The sequence below is a fragment of the Embleya sp. AB8 genome, from assembly GCF_049739465.1.
GTDB lineage: Bacteria > Actinomycetota > Actinomycetes > Streptomycetales > Streptomycetaceae > Embleya.
Window position 1 is genome coordinate 88,113 of sequence record NZ_JBMHHY010000003.1, and the last position, 15,511, is coordinate 103,623.

The window sequence follows — 15,511 nt, forward strand, 5'->3', positions numbered from 1 at the left end:
GCATTCACGGTCGACGCCTCCCGGCCGAGCCCGCCGCGCGTGGTGGCTCGGCCGGGGCCTTCGGTTACTTCGTCGGTGGGGCGCAGAAGACGTCGTCGATGACCTTTTCGGCCGCCGCCGTCTGGCCGTCGAGCAGGGCCGGGCTCTCGCGCAGTGCGGTGGAGACGGTCAGGGTGCGGTCACCGCTGGTGAAGAACTGGGTGTTGTGGCCGTATACGTCGCCGTCGTGCCCCCACACCTGGACGCCGCAGGACAACGTCTGGCTGAACACGCCCAGGCCGTAGACGGAGCCGTTCGTCGAGGTCGCCGGCGCGGTCAGTTCGCGGCGTTCGGCCGGGCGCAGCAGGTTGCCGCCGAACAGGGCGCGGCCGAACCGGTCCAGGTCCTCGGTCGTGGAGATGGCCTCGCCCGCCGCGTTGGCCCAACTCGAGCTCTGTACCGAGATGTCGACGTCCGTGCCGTCGATGCGCGCGTAGTCGTGGGCGTGCCGGCCGGGGATGGTCTTCGAGGCGCCCGGGAAGGTGGTGTGCTCGAGGCCGAGCGGGCGTACGATCCGCCGCTCGATCTGGGTGCGGAAGTCCTCGCCGGTCAGCTTGGTGATCAGCATGCCGGCGAGTACGTAATTGGTGTTGGAGTAGTAGAACCCGGCGCCGGGCGCGTTGCGGCGGGGCAGTCCGGGGTGCGCGGCGGTGCCGTCGCCGACGGCCGCGGTGACCAGTTCGCGCGGGGTGAAGGTGCGCCACCGGGCGGTGGTGTTCCATTCGCGCAGTCCCGCGTCGGTGTTCGTGTTCGGCATGACGGCCAGGCCGTATTCGGGCAGCCCGGAGCGCTGGTTCAACAGCGTGCGGACGGTGATTCCGGTGCTGTTCGGGATCAGGCCGGGCAGGTGCCGCTCGATCGGGTCGTCGAGGCCGAGCCGGCCCTCGCCGACCAGTTGCAGGACCACCGTGGAGGTGAACATCTTGGTCACGCTGCCGATCCGGAAACGTCCGTCGACCGGCACCGGGGCCTTCTTGCCGAGCTCGCGCACCCCCGAACTCCCGGTCCACGGCTTGCGGTTCCGGCCGTCGCGGACCTGCGCGACGATCGAGACGGCGTGCGCGTCGCGGGTGGCGGCGTCGAGGTCCTGTTGCCAGCGGGCCTGGCCGGGGGTGGGTCGGGAGGATTCGGTGTCGGCGGCGGCCGAGGCGGGCGCGGCGGCAGCGGCCGTCAAGACCAGGCCGGCCACCGCCGCGAGGGCGGCCAGGCGTGGCGGGAAGAACACGGGTCGCATGTGAAGTCCTAGCTGTGCAGCGGGCATTGGATCATGCGCACTCATGCTCGCGGCGACCGCGCACACCCGTCGTCGGTCTGCGGGATGCCCGGGAACGAGACCGTTGGTGGCGCCGTACGGCCTCGGCTGGTCCCCACGATCCGGGCCGACCGCGACCCGAGAGGGGTTGCCAACCGCGCACGTTCGGCGAACGCGCGCGGTTGATCCGTACGTCGGGCTCAGTCGACCGACCCGGCCGGGGTCGGCATCGAGGTCGGCATCGGGGTCGGGATCGATGTCCGGGTCTCCGCCGACGTCGGCAGCAGCGTGCGGAAGGTCTCCGCCCACAGGTGCAGCGCGCCCTCCTCGACGCCGTCGATCACCCGGCGTCGGGTCAGCGCCGCCATCAGCGCGCCCAGCGCGTGCGGGCGCAGGTCCTCGCGCGGGTCCACCCGCAGGCGTGCGGCGGTGCTGGTGACGAACCGCTGGGTGAGCGTGTCGATCACCGCGATGCCGTGGTCGTGGACGGAGCGGATGCCGAGGAAGCGCCGGCGCAGCGCGCGTCGCCGGGCGGTCTGCTCGGCCCGACCCTCCAGGTCGCCCTGACTGACGGCCAGTGCGTACTCCAGTGCGGGGATCGGCTCCAGTTCGGCCGGGGCGGCGGCGAACGCGGCCAGTACGATCTCGCCGAAGTCCCAGCCGAACAGCAGGGATTCCTTGGCCGGGAAGTAGCGGAAGAAGGTGCGGTGGGCGACCTCCGCACGGCGGCAGATCTGCTCGATGGTGGTGTGTTCGAAACCCTGCTCCTCGAACAGGTCGAACGCGACGGTGGAGATCACCTGCCGGGTCCGCGCCTTCTTGCGTTCGCGCAGGCCGGTGGGTGCCTTCGGCTCCCCCGTCGGTGCGTCCATGTCTGCGATACCCCTGTCCTTCGCGCGGCGGCGTCCGGCCGCCGGTCCCCGGAGATGGTACGCAACCGCGCCGGTCTCGGCAGGCCCGGTGCGGGCGGCGTACAGCCGACATCAACTGTTCAGAAAAAAGTAGCACTTCTGCCTTTTGGCTGTTGTGCCACTTCCTTAGGTTCCCGGTGTGGGGCCGCGTCGGCCCGCATCCCCTCTATCGCGAGGAACCATGAAACGGCACACGTACATCCTGGCGTCGGCCACGTCCGCGCTCGCCGTGGCTCTGGGCGCCGGTGCCTGCACCGCGTCGGACGACGCGGTGGCGGGCCGGCCGGCGGCGGCCGATCCGACCTCGGCACGGGACGGCGGCACCCTGCGGATCGGCCTGGACCGGCCGTTCGGCAGGCTCGATCCGGTCGATGCCACGCTCACCAGCCAGCCGCTGTTCCCACTGGCCAACGCGGTGTTCGACCCGCTGATGGTCAACGACACCAACGGCGGGGTCCGGCCCTATCTGGCCAAGGGCTTCACCCCCAACGCGGATGCCACCAGTTGGACATTGGACCTGCGCGAGGGGGTGAAGTTCAGCAACGGAGCCCCCCTGGACGCCGCCGCGGTGGTCGCGCATGTGAACCGGCTGGCCAAACCGGACAACAAGTGCGCGTGCGCGGCGGACGCGGCCCGGATCGCCGGCCTGACCCCCGTGGGCGCGACCTCGGTGCGGTTCGACCTCAAGGCCGCCGACGCGACCTTCCCCAACCTGTTCACCCGGGCCCTGGGCTACATCTCCGCGCCCTCCGCCGACCCGGCCGCGCCGATCGGCTCCGGCCCGTACACCGTGGAGAACAACCAACCCGGCGTGGCCGTCACCGTCGTGCGCAACCCGTCCTACTGGGGCGCCAAGGGGCACGCCGACAAGATCGTCTACCGGGTGCTGCCGGACGCCGACAGCCGCTACCAGAGCGTACGTTCCGGCGACATCGACCTGATCTGGAGCGAGACGCCGACCCAGTACCGGCAGGCCGGCGCGGACGGCCTGCGGGCCGCCGCCGCGCCCGCCGCGACCTCGTTCGCCGTGTTCAACACCACCGCCGCGCCGTTCGACGATGTGCGGGTACGCCAGGCGATGCAGTACGCGATCGACCGGGACACCCTGGCCAAGGTGGTCAACCTGGGCCAGGGCGGGGTCTCCGCCGGGCCGATCGTGTCCACCTCGCCGTATCGCGCCGGCGACGCCTACCCCGGCTTCGACCCGGTGAAGGCCCGCGCACTGCTCGCCGAGGTCGGCGCGCCGGTGAAATTCGACTACCTCGTGGTCAACACCCCCGCCGCGCAGCAGCGCGCCACGGTGATCCAGCAGATGCTCGGCGACGTCGGCATCAAGATGTCGATCAAGCCGGTCGACAACGCCGGCCTGGGCACCGCGCTGTTCCAACACCAGTTCCAGGTGGCCGACTTCACCACGAGCGTGCTGGGCGACACCGACACCGGGTTGTCCAGCGTGTTCGCCACCGGTGGGATGGTCAACTTCGCGTCCTACGCCAATCCGAAGGTGACCGCGCTGCTCGCCTCCGGGCGCGCCTCGCTGGATCCGGCCCGCCGCGGCGCGGACTACAACGAGGCGACGAAGACCATCGTGCAGGAGGCACCGGCGCTGTTCTTCACCGAGAACCGGGTCGGCTACCTCGCCTCGGCCAAGGTCGGCGGGCTGCCCGAGCTGAGCCGGGCGAGCACCGTCAACCTCTCCCCGGCGTCGTTGTGGCTGACCCCGTGAGCCGCACCGCCCTGGCCGGCGCCGCGGCCCGGACCGCGCGCACCGCCGCCGTGCTCCTGGTGATCGCCACCGGCGCCGTCGCCCTACCGCACCTGATGCAGGGCAGCCCGGCGATCGCCGCGCTCGGCCCCTCGGCCACGCCCGAGCAGATCACCGCGTACGACGCCCGAATCGGCCTGGACGAGAACGTGTTCGCCGCGCTCGGCCACTGGCTGGGCAACGCGCTGCACGGCGACCTGGGCCGGTCCCTGATCAACAACGTCCCGGTCACCACCGAACTGGCCAACCGTGTCCCGGTCACCCTGGAGTTGTTCCTGGCCGGCCAACTCGTCGCGCTGGCCGTGGCCGTGCCGATCGCACTGGCCTCCGCCTGGCGACCGGGCGGCCTGCTGGACCGCACCGCGACCACCGTCACGTTCGTGTCGCTGGCCGCGCCCGGCTTCGTGCTCGGCCTGCTCCTGATCTACGTCTGCGCGGTGCAACTGCGGGTGCTGCCCGCCACCGGGTGGGTGCCGTTCACCGAGGACCCGGCGCAGAACCTGCGACACCTGGTACTGCCCGCGCTGACCCTGGGCCTGACCGAGGCCGCCGTGTTCACCCGGACGTTGCGCGCACAGCTGATGGACACCCTCGACCAGCCCTACATCACCGCCGCCCGCAGTCGCGGCATGGGTACGCGTCGGCTGCTGGTGCGCCGTGCGCTGCGCCCGTCCTCGCTGCCCCTGGTCACCCTGGTGGGCATCGGTATCGGTACCTCGCTCGGCGGTTCGGTGCTGGTCGAGACGCTGTTCGCGGTGCCCGGCATCGGCAGCCTGGTGGCCGGCGCGATCAACAGCCGGGACTTCCCCGTCCTGCAGGCGGTGATCGTGGTCTCCGCGACCGGCGTCGTGCTCGCCACGCTCGTGGTCGACCTGCTCTACCGCCGCCTCGACCCCCGGATCGCCCATGACCACCGCTGAGTCCCCCACCGTCGCAACCGCGCGGCGGGCCCGTCGACTTCCGCCGACCGGGGTGTTGCTGGCCGCCGGCTGGCTGGCCGTGGTGGTGCTCGCCGCGCTCGTGGTCCCGCTGCTGCCCGGCTGTGATCCACTGCGCGCCGATTTCACCCACCCCTCCACCGCGCCCGGGCCCGGGCACTGGCTGGGCACCGACGGCACCGGCCGGGACGTGCTCTACCGCACCGTCGCCGGCGCCCGGGCGTCCTTCGCGGTTGCGCTGATCACCGTCGCCGTCGGGCTGCTCGGCGGCGGCGCGCTGGGCATCGCCGCGGGCTGGTTCGGCGGTTGGCCGGATCGGCTCGTCGGCTTCGCCACCGACGTACTGATGTCCGTACCGGCGCTGATCCTGGTGATGATCGTGGTCACCCTGCGCGGCCCGAGCCTGCCCCTGATCGGCTCCCTGATCGGCCTGTTGACGGTACCGGCGTTCACCCGGATCGCCCGGGCGAGCGTATTGTCCCTGGCCGAACGCGGCTTCGTGCAGGCGGCCCGGATGATCGGCACCGCGCCGCTGCGCATCCTGCGCCGCGAGATCGTCCCGCACATCGCACCCGCCGCACTGACCTTCGCATTCACCGCGGTCACCGTCGCGATCGTGGCCGAAGGGGCGCTCAGCTTCCTCGGCTTCGGGCTGCGTCCGCCCGAGCCGACCTGGGGCGGCATCGTCGCCGAGGGCCGCACCACGCTCGGCAGCGCGCCGTGGATCTCCCTCGCCCCGGCCGGCGCACTGTGCCTGACCGTCCTGGCGCTGAATTTCCTGGGCGAACACCTCCGCACCGGCTCCCCGAAGGGCACCCCGCGATGACCGCCGATCCGCCCGTCCTGGACGTCCAGTCGCTCGACACGCTGATCCACACCCCCGGCGGCGACCCGCTGCACGTCCTGCACGACGTCACGTTGGCCATCGCGGCCGGGGAGTGCCTGGGCGTGGTCGGCGAGAGCGGCTCCGGGAAGTCCGTGCTCGCCCGCACCGTCCTTGGCGTGCACGGCCGCACCTCGCGGCTGACCCACACCGGCCGGATCCGGCTGCGCGGCGAGGACCTGCTCACCGCGAGCGCCCGCCGCCGGGCCGAACTCCTGGGCACCGAGGTGGCGATGGTCCACCAGGACCCGATGACCTCGCTCAACCCGGTGGTCCGGGTCGCCGAGCAGGTCACCGAGGCGTTGACCAACCGCCGCCGTCTGGGCCGCCGCGAACGCCTGCGCACCGCCGTCGAGTTGCTCGCGGCCGTCGATGTGCCCGATCCCGAGCGGCGGGCCCGCGCCTACCCGCACGAACTCTCCGGCGGCCTGCGCCAACGGGTCGGCATCGCCGCCGCGTTGGCCGGCGGACCGGCGCTGCTGCTGGCCGACGAGCCGACCACGGCGCTCGACGTCACCGTCCAGCGCACCGTGCTCGACCTGCTCGACCGGCACCGGGAGACCCGGGGACTGGCCACGTTGCTGATCACCCACGACATCGGGCTGCTCTACGGCCGGGCCCGGCGGATCGCGGTGATGTACGCCGGGCGCATCGTCGAGACCGGGCCCACCGACGAGGTCACCGAACGACCCGCGCACCCGTACACGGCCGCCCTGTTGCGCAGCGTGCCACGCGTCACCGGCGCGCTGCGTCGGCCGCTGCCGACCATCCCCGGCACACCGCCCGACCTGTCCCGGCCGGTGCCGGGCTGCCCGTTCGCGCCGCGTTGCGAACGAGCCGACGCGGGATGTGTGGTGGCGGTGCCGCCGACGGTGGCGGTCGGGGCGGGGCACGAGGTGGCGTGCTTCCATCCGTTGGCCCGGGAGGGGAACGGGGCGGCGGGAAGCAGGACTTCGTTGCCGATCCCGGGAGCGGCGACAGGTACGGCTGCCGCCTCCACATCGGCTTCGGGTACGACTACGACCTCGGCCTCGGCCACAACCCGGAAGGACACCCCGTGACCCCCGTCCTGGAGGCCACCGGTCTCCGCGTCGTACACCGCACCCGCTCCGGGCCGCTGCACGCGGTCAGCGATGTCAGTCTGCGTCTCGAGCGACGCCGGATCCTGGCCCTGGTCGGCGAATCCGGCTCCGGGAAGAGCTCGATCGCCAAGGCGATCCTGCGGCTGCCCGCGCCCACCGCCGGCACCGTCACCCTGGACGGGATCGACCTGTCCACCGCGAGCGGCCGGGCGTTGCGCGCCCTGCGACCGCGGATCCAGATGGTGTTCCAGGACCCGCTGTCCTCGCTGAACCCGCGCCGTCGGGTCAAGGACATCGTCGCCGAGCCGCTCGACGCGCATCCGGACCCGCACCGGCTCCCCGATCGGGCCGCCCGGGTGGCCGAACTCCTGGACGCGGTCGGGCTCTCGGCGGCCGTGTTCGGCGACCGCCGGCCGCATCAGCTCTCCGGCGGTCAGGCCCAACGTGTCGCGATCGCCCGCGCGTTGGCCGCCGAGCCGCAGGTGCTGATCGCCGACGAGGCGGTCTCCGCGCTGGACGTGTCGGCGCAGGCGACCGTACTCAACCTGCTCCGCGGCCTGACCGACGAGCTGGGCCTGGCCGGGCTGTTCATCTCGCACGACCTGGGCGTGGTACGGACCGTCAGCGACGACGTCGCCGTGCTCCACCTGGGCCGACTGTGCGAACAGGGGCCCACCGAGGCGGTGTTGGCCGCGCCCGCGCACCCGTACACCGCCGCGTTGCTGGCCGCCGTACCGGAACCCGGCCGCCCGCTCGGCGAAACGCTGCTGCTGCCCACCGACCCACCCTCGCCGCTGGACCCGCCGTCCGGCTGCCGGTTCCGTACCCGCTGTCCGCTGGCCACAGAGCGCTGCGCCGCCGAGGACCCGGCGAGCCGACCGGTCGGCCCGGGACGCGCGGTGGCGTGCCATCACCCGCTGCTGCCGGTCGATGCGGCGTAACGCGGGGGTCGGACACCGGCGCTGTCCGACCCCCGCGCGGCTCACGGCGCCATGGTCCCCGGCGGCGGCGCGGTCTCGGCCGGGTAGGCGGGCATCGGGAGCTGGCGGTCGAGCAGGTAGGCGCGCAACGCGGCGTCGGCGACGGTGAACCGGTAGACGTAGCACGGAGCCTACGTGGTGCCCCGGCGGCGCGTCAGCGCTCATGCCCCCGCCTCCGGCTCACCCCGCGCCGAAGCTCAGCGGCAACTCCGCCAACCCCCGCAGGAAGTCCGACGACCGCCACCGCAACTTCTCCGTCGGAACGGCGAGTTCCAGCCTCCCGTATCGCCCGACTATCTCGGTGAGCGCCACCTTGATCTCCTGTCGGGCCAGGCGTTGGCCCAGGCAGAAGTGGGGGCCGTGGCCGAAGCCCAGGTGGGCCGTCGTGGCCCGGGCTATGTCGAAGGTGTGCGGATCTTCCCGGATCGCCGGGTCGCGGTTGGCGGCGGACAGCAGGAAGCGGACCAACTCTCCGCGCCGTACCGTGACTCCACCGATCTCCAGGTCGGTCAGCGCCACCCGGTTCGTCGTGGACAGCAGCGACCCGCGAAAGCGCAGGGCCTCCTCGACGGTGCTCTCCACCAACCCCGGGTCGGCGCGCAGTGCGGCCAACTGCTCGTCGTGCGTGAGTAGTTCCAGGAGTGCGGCGGCTATCAGATAGGCCGTGGTGACATGGCCGGCGAACAGCAGCACCGACCCGAAGCCGATCAGTTCGTTCGCCGACAGCGCCGAGCCGTCCTCCAGTTCGGCCTGGACCAGCTCGCTCAGCAGATCCTGCGTCGGCCGCGCCCGCTTCGCCTCGACCAGGGTCGCGCAGTACGCGACGAACGCGTCCATCGCGGCTCGGCGTACGGCCGGCGCCGGCGAGTCCATGTTCGCCACCCGGGTCCGGAACACCTCGCGGTCCGCCATCGACACGCCGAGGAGTTCGCAAATCACCTCCAGCGGGAAGGGATTGGCGAATGCCTCGATGATGTCGACCGTGCCCTCGGCCGGCAGCCGATCCAGCAGCCCACGCGCTATGTCGACGATCCGCGGTTCCAGGTCGCGCACCGCGCGCGAGGCGAACGCGGCGCTGACCAACCGGCGATAGCGCGCATGGTCGGGGTTGTCCTGCTCGAAGAGCACCGTCGGCCCGTCCGCCGACTGGGCGGCGTGCGGGGCGTGCGCGTGCAGGTCGTTGGACAACCTCGGGTCGCCGAGGAGTTGCCGGGTCAGGCCGGCGCCGAGCACGGTCCACGCCTCGACGCCGCCGACCTGTCGGGTGCGGATCACCGGGTACCGTCGGGCCAGCGCCTCGAGTTCGCGTTCGGCGTCGGGCAGCGTCGAGATCTGGACCAGTTCGAGTACCGGAATCACGGCCGCTCCTCCCCGCCGGACGCGGCGCCGGGCCCGATCATGGGCAGTTCCAGCAACCACAGGTGCCGATCGGCGATCCGCCACCGATCGCCCTCCCGGGTCAGTACGTCGGCGTACATCCCGCTGCGGCTGAACTCCTGCCGCCCGTCCAGCTCGTGCGCAAAACCCACGCACATCAGCGACCTCGCCTCGGCCGTCGCCGCGTCCAACCGGGTGATCACGGTGTTCGTGGTGAAGTGCCGCTGGTGCGCCACCCGGGTGCGGATGTTGTGCTCGCGCAGCGCGGCCATCGCAAGCACGATCTTGTCCCGACCGGACACCGCCGGCGGAAAGCCCTCCGGCGCGGGGGTGAACGTGTATCGCGCGTCCTCGGTGAACAGCTCGCCGAGCCCGTCGAAGTCGCCCGAGTCGTAGTACAGGCTGTAGGCGGCGATCACGTCCCCGATCGCGGCCCGATGCGCGAGGAATTGCGCGTCCAGGTGCGAAATGGAGCCTGGTTGAAGATGGTTCCGGTCACTCATGACATTCCTTTCCCGTGCTCCGAGGTCGAGTGGTGGTCCGCCCCACCACCCGCCAGGCCCGCGACCCATTCGCGCACCACCGTGCCGGTCTGCTCCGCGTGTTCGCCGATCATCGTGCAGTGGTCCCCCTCCACCTCGACGGCCGTATGCTCGTGCGGCCAGGTCGAGCGCCAGTCCTCGCCGGTCATCGGCTCCTCCGGAGAACCGGGGACGCAGCGCGACGGGCGCACCACGAGGGTGGGTACGCTTCCCGGCTTCGGATCCCACCCCCGGAACATCCGGCGATAGGTGCCGATCGCGGTCAGCCCGGTGTAGTCCAAGGCGGTGAACGCCTGCCTGCGCACCATGACTTCGTAGTTCATCGCCTTGCGCATCCGGCGCGACATCGACGCGGGCAGGTAGGTGTCCAACAACACCAGACCCGCCGCCGGCCGGCCGGCCGCCGCCAATCCGGTCGCCACGCCCTGCGCGAGCCAACCACTGGACGAGTAGCCAAGGAGTACGAACGGCTCGGCCTCGGCGCAGCGCAGCGTGCTCTCGGCCAGCAGGTCGAGCAGCACGTCCAACGAGGCGGCCAACGGCTCGTCCGGGCGAAAGCCCGGTACGGTGACCACTGCCGTGTCGCAGAAGTCCTCGAACGACGCGGCCAGTCGGCCGAACTGGATCGCCCCCTCGACCGGCGCGAACGGCGGGAAGCAGATCACCCGAGTCCGCGTCCTGTCGCCGCGCGCGAGCCGCACGAAGCCGGGCGCCTCGGCGAGCCGCTTCGGCCCGTCGAAGGTCCGCCGCAGCCCGGCCGCACCGGCCAACAACGACTCGGCGTCGTCCATTTGGCCGAGCAGGGCCAGCTTGCGATACACGGTGCCAAGCAGCTCGTTCGAGTCCTCGGCGCCGGGCGCGAGGTGGGCCGGCCGGGTCTCGGCGGTGCCCTCGCGCAGCACGGTGACCAGGTGCTCGGCCAGTGCCCCCGGCGACTCGTGGTCGTAGGTCAGGGTGCCCGCCAAATGCACCCCGGTGGCCTCCGCGAGCCGATTGCGCAGACCCACCGCCGCCAGCGAGTCGAAGCCCAGCTCGCGAAACGTGCGGCCCGGTTCGATCGCCGCGCCCGTGGCATGGCCCAGTTGTGCCGCCACCTCGTCCCGCACCAGATCGAGCAGATCCGCCGCCAACCGGGCGGGCGACCGGGTCGACGCGGCGTCCCACTTGCCCCCATCGCGGCGGAACTCCGGAGCTGCCGAGGGGAGTTCGGGCGGGAGCAGATCGGTGATCAACGGCCGGGCCCGGCCCGAGGTGTACCCGGCCACGAACCTGGCCCGATCCAGATCGGCGACCGTCACACACGTCCGGTCCTCGGCCAACGCGGATCCCAGCGCGGCCAAGGCCGTCCCCGGGTCCATCGGCCGTACCCCGACCCGCGCCAGCAACCGCGCGGCCTCCCCGTCGGCCATCCCGCCCGCGGCCCACGGCCCCCACGCGATCGAGGTGGCCGGCAGTCCGCGCTGCCGACGCCGCACGGCGAGCGCGTCCAGGAACGCGTTGGCCGCCGCATACGCGCCCTGCCCGGCCCCACCCCACACACCCGCGCCGGACGAGTACAGGACGAACGTGTCCAGCGCCTCGCCGTCGCCATCGCCCGCCGCGGCCCCGAACAGCGCGTCCAGCGCCAACGCACCGGCGACCTTGGCCGTAATGGTCTGCGCCACCTCGGCGGGAGAGCCGGACCCGATCGCCGAGGTCGCCCCCGGCACGCCGGCCGCGTGCACCACGGTCCGAATCCGCGGACCATCCACCGGCAACGCGGCCCGCAGTCGGCCGACCGCGTCCGGCTCGCTCAGGTCGCATACGATCGGCACCACCTCGGCCCCGGCCGCGACCAGTTCGGCACGCAGCTCGGCATAGCCCGGTGCCGCCGCGCCCCGCCGCCCGAGCAGGATCACCCGCTCGGTCCCGCTGCCGACCAACCACCGAGCGGCGTGCGCGCCCAACGCGCCGGTCCCACCCGTGATCAGCGCCGCCCCGCGGGTGCGCACCACCCGTGTCGCCGGGCCGGCCGGCAGCGGGGTCAACCGACGGGTGAACACCCCGAGCGGCCGAATCGCGAACTGGTCCTCCCCCGAGTCCCCGCCCGCTCCCACCAACACGCCGGCCAGCACACCCAACGCCCGTTCATCCGGCGCCGCCGGCAGATCGACCAGTCCGCCCCCACGCCGAGGCTGCTCCAGGCCCAGCACCAGCCCCAGGCCCCACAACCCGGCCCCCACCACACTGTCCAGGTCCTCCCCGGTCACCGACACCGCGCCGCGGGTCACACACCACAGCGGCGCCGCGACCCCCGCCGCACCCAGGGCCCGAACCAGGGCCTCCGTCGCCGCCACACTCGCCACCAGGCCGGCGTCGTCCTGGGTCGCCCCGTCCCCGAGCAACGACACGATTCCCGCGAGCGGTTCGGCGTCGACACCGGACGGCAGCCCGGTCGGCAGCCCGGTCGACTCCTCGCCACCGCTGCGCAGCACCTCGGCACCACACCCGGCCAGCACCCGCGCCACCGCATCGGCCGACGCACACCCGGCCGGCGCCACGACCAGCCAACGGCCGGACAGTGCCGCGGAGTTGCCCGAGGCGCCGCCCCACGGTTCCCAGCGCACCGCATAGCGCCAGGACGCCGCCGTCGCGGCCACCCTTCCCCGAGCCCGCCAGGCGGACAGCGCGGGCACCACCTCGCGCAGCGGCGCATCCTCGGATACCGCCAGCAACTCGGCCAGTTCATCCGCCCGCGAGCCCTCGACCGCGTCCCACCACGACGAGTCCGCCGGGTCGGGCAACGGCCCGTCCGCCGGGTCGCCCGACGGCTCGCCCACCGCCCGCGACGGTTCCGCCGCCAGCCAGTAGCGCCGTCCCTGGAAGGCGTACGTCGGCAAGTCCACCCGCCGGCCACCCACGTCGCCGCCCAACGCCCGGGCCCAGTCCACCGGCAGCCCGCGCACGAACGCCGTCGCCAACGCCCCGGCCAGGGTGGCGACCCCCGATCGCCCCCGCCGCTGCACGGCCAGTGCGGCCACCTCGGGCGCTCCGGCCGTGCACTCGGCCACCATCGCGGTCAGCGCGGCGTCCGGGCCGAGTTCGACGAACGTGGTCACCCCGCGCTCGCGCAGCGTGCCCACCGCATCGCCGAACCGCACCGCGCGGCGCACGTGTTCCACCCAGTACTCCGGATCGCACACCTGCTTGCTCGACGCCACCTGCCCACTGGTGTCCGAGACGAGCACGATCGCGGGCTCGGCGAAGGCCAACCCGGCCAGCACGAACCGCAGTTCGTCCAGCATCGGCTCCATCAGCGCCGAGTGGAAGGCGTGCGAGACCCGCAGCCGCGAACACCGCCAACTGCGCGCCGCGCACCACCCGGCCAGTTCGTCGACGGCCTCCGCCGGACCGGAAACCACCACACTCGCCGGGCCGTTGACCGCCGCGACCGCCACCCGCGCGGCCGGCTCGCCCGCGAGCAACGCGGTCACCTGCTGCTCGCTCGCCCCCACCGCGAGCATCGCCCCACCGGCGGGCAGTGCACTCATCAACCGGGCCCGCGCCGCCACGAACGTCACCGCGTCCGCGAGCGAGAACACGCCCGCCACGTGCGCCGCGACGATCCCGCCCAACGAGTGCCCGACCACGAAGTCCGGAACCGGCCCCCACGAGCTCCACAGCCGATACAGCGCCACCTCGAACGCGAACAGCGCCGGCTGCGCCACCCCGGTGTCCTCCGCCGCGGCCTCCGACATCCCCTCGGCGCCCAGCAACACATCGCGCACCGAGAACGCCGACACCGCATCGAACGCCGCCCCCACCTCGTCCAACGCGGCGGCGAACACCGGGAATGTCGCGTACAGTTCGCGACCCGCCCCGAACAGCCGGCCGCCCTGCCCGCTGAACACGACCGCACCCGGTCCGGCGGCCCGACCACCGGCGCCCCCCGCGCCCCCACCGCCACGCGGTGCACTCCCCGTCACCACCACCGGGGTTCCCACCTCCGACAGTTCGACCGCACCGGTCGCGCCGGTCGCCACCGCGTGCAACCCACGCGCCAGCTCGTCGGGGTCCCGGCCGAGCACCACGGCCCGCTGATCGAGCAACGCCCGCCCGGAAAGCAGGGACCGGCCCACATCCGCCGCCGACGTGGGACCTTCGCCCACCCGATCCCGCAACCGGGCGGCCTGCGCCCGCAGCGCTGCCTCGGATCGCGCCGACACCACCCACGGAATCAACCCGCCCACACCATCCGCCGGTTCGGGCTCGGCGGGCCCGCTCGACGCAGGCGACGACGAGGGCGCCTGTTCCACGATCACATGCGCGTTCGTGCCGCTGATCCCGAAGGACGAGATGCCGGCCCGCCGCACCCGCTCCCCCTCGGGCCACGACACCTCGTCGGTGAGCAGCGAGACGTGTCCGGTCGACCAATCCACCTGGGGCGACGGCGCGTCCACGTGCAGCGTGCGGGGCAACACCCCGTGCCGCAGTGCCATCACCATCTTGATCACCCCCGCGACGCCCGCCGCCGCCTGGGTGTGTCCGATGTTCGACTTCACCGACCCCAGCCACAACGGCCGATCCGCCGCCCGATCCCGCCCGTAGGTCGCCAACAGGGCGTGCGCCTCGATCGGATCGCCCAGTACCGTTCCGGTCCCGTGCGCCTCGACCACGTCCACCTCCGTCGCGGCCAGTCCGGCGCTGCGCAACGCCTGTCGGATCACCCGCTGTTGCGCGGGTCCGTTCGGCGCGGTCAGGCCATTGGAGGCGCCGTCCTGGTTGACGGCGGACCCGCGCAGCACGGCCAGTACCGGATGTCCGTTGCGCACCGCGTCCGACAACCGCTCCACAAGCAGCAGCCCGACCCCCTCGCCCCACCCGGTGCCGTCCGCCGCCGCCGCGAACGACCGACACCGACCGTCCGCCGACAATCCGCCCTGCCGGGAGAACTCCACGAAGGCGGTCGGCCGGGCCATCACCGTGACGCCACCCGCGAGGGCAAGATCGCACTCCCCTGCCCGCAGGGCGTGCGCGGCCAGGTGCAGGGCCACGAGGGACGACGAGCACGCCGTGTCCAGGGTGACCGCCGGGCCCTCCAAGCCGAGCGTGTAGGCCACCCGGCCGGACACCACGGACATCGAGCCGCCGGTGACCCGATGGCCCTGGACCTCGGCGGCCCCGCTGCCGAGGCCGCCGCCGTAGCCGAGCGCCGAGGCGCCGACGAACACACCCGTGCGGCTGCGGCGCACCGACAGCGGATCGATGCCGGCCCGCTCCAACGTCTCCCAGGCGGTCTCCAGGACCAGCCGCTGCTGCGGGTCCATCGCCAATGCCTCGTGCGGCGAGATGCCGAAGAACTCGGCATCGAACTCGGCCGCGTCGTAGACGAATCCGCCCTGGCGCGTGGTCGAGCCGGCCGCCGCCCCGAGCACGTCGGCGTACATCCCCTCCGGGTCCCATCCCCGGTCCGGTGGGAAGCCCGAGATGGCGTCCGTCCCGGTCCGGACCAGCTCCCACAGATCCTCGGCGGACCGGACGCCCCCGGGCAGCCGGCAGCCGATCGCCACGATGGCCACCGGCTCCCGGCCGGCCGACTCGACCTCCAGCAACCGCTGCCTGGTGCGCCGGAGATCCGTGGCGGTCTCGCGGAGGAAGTGCCGCAGCCGTTCTTCGTTCGACATTCCCATTCCCTGTGTCGTCTCGCCCGATCGGGTCGAGCTGCTGTCCGGTACGGCCGGCGGTCGGTGCCGACGGCTGCTG

Annotated in this window: 10 protein-coding genes; 5 read left to right on the top strand and 5 right to left on the bottom strand. The window is 72.9% G+C overall.

From position 1 onward, the window contains the following. Positions 1–64 precede the first annotated feature (64 nt). Complete coding sequence (locus ABIA38_RS05445; protein ID WP_424637256.1) at positions 65–1,273, bottom strand: serine hydrolase domain-containing protein; 1,209 nt, start codon at positions 1,271–1,273, stop codon at positions 65–67. Positions 1,274–1,491: 218 nt separating this feature from the next. Further along, on the bottom strand, positions 1,492–2,163 hold the full coding sequence (locus ABIA38_RS05450; protein ID WP_424637257.1) for a TetR family transcriptional regulator: 672 nt from the start codon (positions 2,161–2,163) through the stop codon (positions 1,492–1,494). A 220-nt stretch (positions 2,164–2,383) separates the two neighbouring features. Between ABIA38_RS05450 and ABIA38_RS05455 the strand changes: the two genes are divergently transcribed. Genes ABIA38_RS05455 through ABIA38_RS05475 form a run of 5 tightly spaced genes read left to right on the top strand, consistent with a single transcriptional unit; the run spans position 2,384 to position 7,811 of the window. Continuing rightward, on the top strand, positions 2,384–3,928 hold the full coding sequence (locus tag ABIA38_RS05455; RefSeq protein WP_424637258.1) for an ABC transporter substrate-binding protein: 1,545 nt from the start codon (positions 2,384–2,386) through the stop codon (positions 3,926–3,928). Further along, positions 3,925–4,887 (top strand): ABC transporter permease, encoded by a 963-nt coding sequence (locus ABIA38_RS05460; protein WP_424637259.1) that lies wholly within the window; start codon positions 3,925–3,927, stop codon positions 4,885–4,887. The genes ABIA38_RS05455 and ABIA38_RS05460 overlap by 4 nt, the downstream gene beginning before the upstream one ends. Continuing rightward, positions 4,874–5,731: an ABC transporter permease gene (locus ABIA38_RS05465; RefSeq protein WP_424637260.1), complete on the top strand. Its 858-nt coding sequence runs from the start codon at positions 4,874–4,876 to the stop codon at positions 5,729–5,731. Before ABIA38_RS05460 ends, ABIA38_RS05465 begins: the two co-directional genes overlap by 14 nt. Beyond that, positions 5,728–6,849, top strand: a complete 1,122-nt coding sequence (locus ABIA38_RS05470) for an ABC transporter ATP-binding protein (protein ID WP_424637261.1) — start codon at positions 5,728–5,730, stop codon at positions 6,847–6,849. The genes ABIA38_RS05465 and ABIA38_RS05470 overlap by 4 nt, the downstream gene beginning before the upstream one ends. Then, a complete protein-coding gene (locus ABIA38_RS05475) occupies positions 6,846–7,811 on the top strand; it encodes an oligopeptide/dipeptide ABC transporter ATP-binding protein (RefSeq protein ID WP_424637262.1) in 966 nt (321 codons plus the stop codon). Before ABIA38_RS05470 ends, ABIA38_RS05475 begins: the two co-directional genes overlap by 4 nt. 219 nt (positions 7,812–8,030) lie before the next feature. Here ABIA38_RS05475 and ABIA38_RS05480 read toward each other — a convergent pair whose 3' ends face one another. From ABIA38_RS05480 to ABIA38_RS05490, 3 genes are read right to left on the bottom strand one after another with little or no spacing between them, the layout of a single operon-like run. After that, positions 8,031–9,209 carry a cytochrome P450 gene (locus ABIA38_RS05480; RefSeq protein WP_424637263.1) on the bottom strand — a complete coding sequence of 393 codons (1,179 nt, stop codon included), beginning with the start codon at positions 9,207–9,209 and terminating at the stop codon, positions 8,031–8,033. Continuing rightward, on the bottom strand, positions 9,206–9,730 hold the full coding sequence (locus ABIA38_RS05485) for a nuclear transport factor 2 family protein (protein ID WP_424637264.1): 525 nt from the start codon (positions 9,728–9,730) through the stop codon (positions 9,206–9,208). The genes ABIA38_RS05480 and ABIA38_RS05485 overlap by 4 nt, the downstream gene beginning before the upstream one ends. Next, positions 9,727–15,414 carry a type I polyketide synthase gene (locus ABIA38_RS05490; protein ID WP_424637494.1) on the bottom strand — a complete coding sequence of 1,896 codons (5,688 nt, stop codon included), beginning with the start codon at positions 15,412–15,414 and terminating at the stop codon, positions 9,727–9,729. Before ABIA38_RS05490 ends, ABIA38_RS05485 begins: the two co-directional genes overlap by 4 nt. Between the last annotated feature and the right edge of the window lie 97 nt (positions 15,415–15,511).